This window comes from Deltaproteobacteria bacterium GWC2_65_14, assembly GCA_001797615.1.
In the GTDB taxonomy this organism is placed as follows: Bacteria; Desulfobacterota; Deferrimicrobia; order Deferrimicrobiales; family Deferrimicrobiaceae; genus GWC2-65-14.
In genome coordinates this window covers 1-3258 of sequence record MGPV01000050.1, presented here as the reverse complement: position 1 = coordinate 3258, position 3258 = coordinate 1, and the positions used below count along the sequence as shown (strand labels likewise).

The window sequence follows — 3258 nt, the reverse complement described above, 5'->3', positions numbered from 1 at the left end:
AGGAGCGGCGGCCGTCACTCCGAAGTGGTCTTCGAGAGCCTTTACGTACCCGTTCAACTCAAGAACCGTAAGTCCTTCTATCATGGTTATAAATTCTTCCTTGCTCATTGTGGCCATCTTCGGATCCTCCCCTGGATCAGGCAGTCTGTGGTGTGGATTTCTTGTCGTGAATGGATTGCAACGCGTATACGATCTTCCTCTGCGGTCCGGAAAGCGCCTGGGCCAGCCTGCGCAACGGAGACGCCAGTGCGCCCACCAGCTGCGCGATCAGCACGTCCCGCCCGGGGAGATCCGCCAGCGCCTCTACTTCCCTGACGCTTAAGGCCTTCCCGTCGAGGTACCCCCCCTTCAGCCGGATCTTCGGGCTCCCGGCGGCGAACACCTTCATCGCCTTCGCCAGGGCCACCGGATCGGATGTTGCGAACGCGACCGCTGTCGGTCCGACGAAGCTGTCCGAGACCTTCTCGAACCCGGTGTCCTTGGCGGCCAGGCGGATCAGGGTATTCTTCACCACCCGGAATTCCGCGCCGGCCTCACGAAGCGATTTTCGAAGACGCGTGACTTCGGCGACCGTCAGACCCAGGTTCTCCGCGATGACCGCCCCCTTCTGGGAGGCGATGGACTCCCGCAATCGCTCTACAGCGTCCACCTTGTTGGCCTTTTTCACCTTGCTCACCCCTCCTTTCCTCGTGGTGTTTCCTGCTGCATCCGACTCCCGTCAAAGGCAGAAGGGGCGAAGGCAAGGTGAGGGCCGCACTCGCGTACCGGACATCTCCCGCCGTTCCCCTTGTCTGCGCGGGCCGGGCGGACGGAACGTCCCGCCCCCTTGGTCGCCTCCGGCGAACCCGCGGTCCTTGACAAAGGAAGTTGCCGAATGTGCAAAGAGCGAATTGGAATCTACTCCGCCTGCAACATGCTCACGTTGAGCTTGACCCCGGGACCCATCGTGGAGGAGAGGGCCACCGTCCGGATATAGTTCCCCTTGGCGGCCGACGGCTTCGCCTTCATGATCGCCTCGAAGAACGCGAGGAAGTTCTCCCGGATCTTCTCCTTCCCGAAGCTGATCCGGCCGATCCCGGAATGGAGGGTCCCGGTCTTGTCGACCCGGAACTCGACCTTCCCCCCCTTGAGGTCCCGGACCGCCTTCCCGACCTCGAAGGTCACCGTCCCCACCTTCGGATTCGGCATCAGCCCCCGGGGCCCCAGGATCTTCCCGAGCTTGCCGACGGCCCCCATCATGTCGGGGGTCGCGACCGCCTTGTCGAAGTCGAGCCATCCCCCCTGGATCTTCGCGACGAGGTCTTCGCTCCCCGCGAAGTCGGCGCCGGCATCCGTGGCCTCCTTCTCCTTCTCTCCCTTGGCGAACACGACGACCCGGACGTTCTTCCCGGTGCCGTTCGGAAGCACGACGGACCCGCGAACCTGCTGGTCCGGATACTTCGGGTCGACCCCCAGGCGCATCGCCACTTCCACCGTTTCGTCGAACTTGGCGACCGCCGCATCCTTGATCAGGTCCAACGCCTCGTCGAGAGATACCTTTGCCTCCCTGTTCACCTTGCTCCGTGACGCCAGGTATTTCTTCCCGTGCTTCGGCATTTCTCTCTCCCTCCGTTCCCGATCAGACGACTTCCAGCCCCATGCTCCGGGCGGTTCCCTCGATGGTCTTGACGGCGGCGGCCAGATCCTTCACGTCCAGGTCGACCATCTTCAGCTTCGCGATCTCCTCGACCTTCGCCCTGTCGATCTGCCCGCACTTTTCCCGCTTGGGGGTCTTGCTCCCCTTCTCGATCCCGGCCGCCTTCAGCAGGAGCACCGAGGCCGGCGGGGTCTTGGTGATGTAGGCGAACGACCGGTCGGCGTACACCGTGATGACGACCGGGATGATCATCCCCTCCTGCGAGGCGGTCTTCGCGTTGAACGCCTTGCAGAACTCCATGATGTTCACCCCGTGCTGCCCGAGGGCGGGTCCCACGGGGGGGGAGGGGTTCGCCTTCCCGGCCGGAATCTGCAGCTTGATCTGCGTGATGATCTTCTTCGCCATGGGTTCTCTCCCGCCGTCCGGTTAGCTTTTTTCGACCTGCGTGAAATCGAGTTCGACCGGGGTGGCCCGTCCGAAGATGGAGACGAGCACGATCACCTTTCCCTTTTCCGGCTTGATGCTGTCCACGATGCCGTTGAAGTTCGAGAAGGGGCCGTCCGTCACGCGGATGTTCTCCCCCTCGGAGAAGGTCACCTTCGGCTTGGGCTTGATCCGCCCTTCCGCCATCTGCGACTTGATGTCCTCCACCTCCGACTCCGGGATCGGGGCGGGGCTCTTCCCCCCCACGAAGCCGGTCACCTTCGGGGTGTGCCGGACGAGATGCCAGGTGCGGTCGTCCAGCTCCATCTGGACCAGGAGGTAGCCCGGGAAGAAGCTCCGCGTCCCCGTCCGCTTCTTCCCCTTCTTCATCTCCACGACCGTCTCGGACGGGATCAGCACGTCGCCGAACCGTTCCTGCATCCCCTCGCTTTCGATCCGGTTCTCGAGCGATTCCTTCACTTTTCTCTCATACCCCGAATAGGTATGGACCACGTACCACTGTCTGGCCATCGTTTCCTCGTACGGGAAGTTAGTAGTTCAGGACGGAATACACGATGCGCCCCAGGGCGTAGTCGACCAGCCCCAGGAACACGACGATGATCATGACGGTGACGATCACCACCGCCGTGGAGGAGGCCGTTTCCTTCCTCCCCGGCCAGGTCACCTTCTTCATCTCGGTCTTGAACTCCTTCAGGAACAGGGTCGTCTTCTCCGCGATCCCGCCCCCTGCCTTCCGCTGCCGCACATCGTCCGACGCCGTCCGCGTCCCCGGAAGGCGCTCGAGCAACCTGTCCTTCAGCGACCTCGCCATGGTTCCCGTATCTCCCGTCCCCGAAAAGGATGGCAGGCCAGGAGGGATTCGAACCCCCATCCCGCGGATTTGGAGTCCGCTGCTCTAGCCGTTGGAGCTACTGGCCTTCCCCCGTGCCGTCTATTTGGTTTCCTTGTGCGCCGTGTGCTTCCGGCAGGTGGAGCAGAACTTCTTCAGCTCCAGCTTTTCGGTCATCGTCTTCTTGTTCCGCGTCGTCGTGTAGTTCCGGTTCTTGCACTCGGAACAGGCCAGCGTGATGATGTCTCTCATTCCGCCCGTCTCCCCGTTTCCGCGCGACCCGCGTTATTCCAGGATTTCCGACACGACCCCGGCGCCCACGGTGCGGCCCCCCTCCCGGATCGCGAAC

The 3258-nt window shown here is 62.8% G+C and carries 7 protein-coding genes and 1 tRNA gene (1 of these 8 only partly in view); all 8 read right to left on the bottom strand.

Annotated elements, in window-relative coordinates; all coding sequences use genetic code 11:
* Positions 1-108, bottom strand: partial view of a 50S ribosomal protein L7/L12 gene (locus tag A2X88_05595; GenBank protein ID OGP33544.1) — the start only. The gene continues 270 nt to the left of window position 1, outside the view; the window shows 108 of its 378 coding nt (coding positions 1-108); its start codon is at positions 106-108; its stop codon lies beyond the left edge, outside the window.
* Between the two features lie 28 nt (positions 109-136).
* Positions 137-676, bottom strand: a complete 540-nt coding sequence (locus tag A2X88_05590) for a 50S ribosomal protein L10 (protein ID OGP33543.1) — start codon at positions 674-676, stop codon at positions 137-139.
* 221 nt (positions 677-897) lie between these two features.
* The gene (locus A2X88_05585; GenBank protein OGP33542.1) at positions 898-1596 is read right to left on the bottom strand and encodes a 50S ribosomal protein L1; all 699 of its coding nucleotides are present in this window, start codon (positions 1594-1596) and stop codon (positions 898-900) included.
* A gap of 22 nt (positions 1597-1618) precedes the next feature.
* The gene (locus A2X88_05580) at positions 1619-2041 is read right to left on the bottom strand and encodes a 50S ribosomal protein L11 (protein OGP33541.1); all 423 of its coding nucleotides are present in this window, start codon (positions 2039-2041) and stop codon (positions 1619-1621) included.
* Positions 2042-2062: 21 nt separating this feature from the next.
* A complete protein-coding gene (locus tag A2X88_05575; protein ID OGP33540.1) occupies positions 2063-2590 on the bottom strand; it encodes a transcription termination/antitermination factor NusG in 528 nt (175 codons plus the stop codon).
* A 19-nt stretch (positions 2591-2609) separates the two neighbouring features.
* The gene (locus A2X88_05570) at positions 2610-2798 is read right to left on the bottom strand and encodes a preprotein translocase subunit SecE (GenBank protein OGP33550.1); all 189 of its coding nucleotides are present in this window, start codon (positions 2796-2798) and stop codon (positions 2610-2612) included.
* Between the two features lie 123 nt (positions 2799-2921).
* Positions 2922-2998, bottom strand: a tRNA-Trp gene (locus A2X88_05565).
* Positions 2999-3011: 13 nt separating this feature from the next.
* Positions 3012-3161, bottom strand: a complete 150-nt coding sequence (locus A2X88_05560; protein ID OGP33539.1) for a 50S ribosomal protein L33 — start codon at positions 3159-3161, stop codon at positions 3012-3014.
* Positions 3162-3258: the final 97 nt, after the last annotated feature.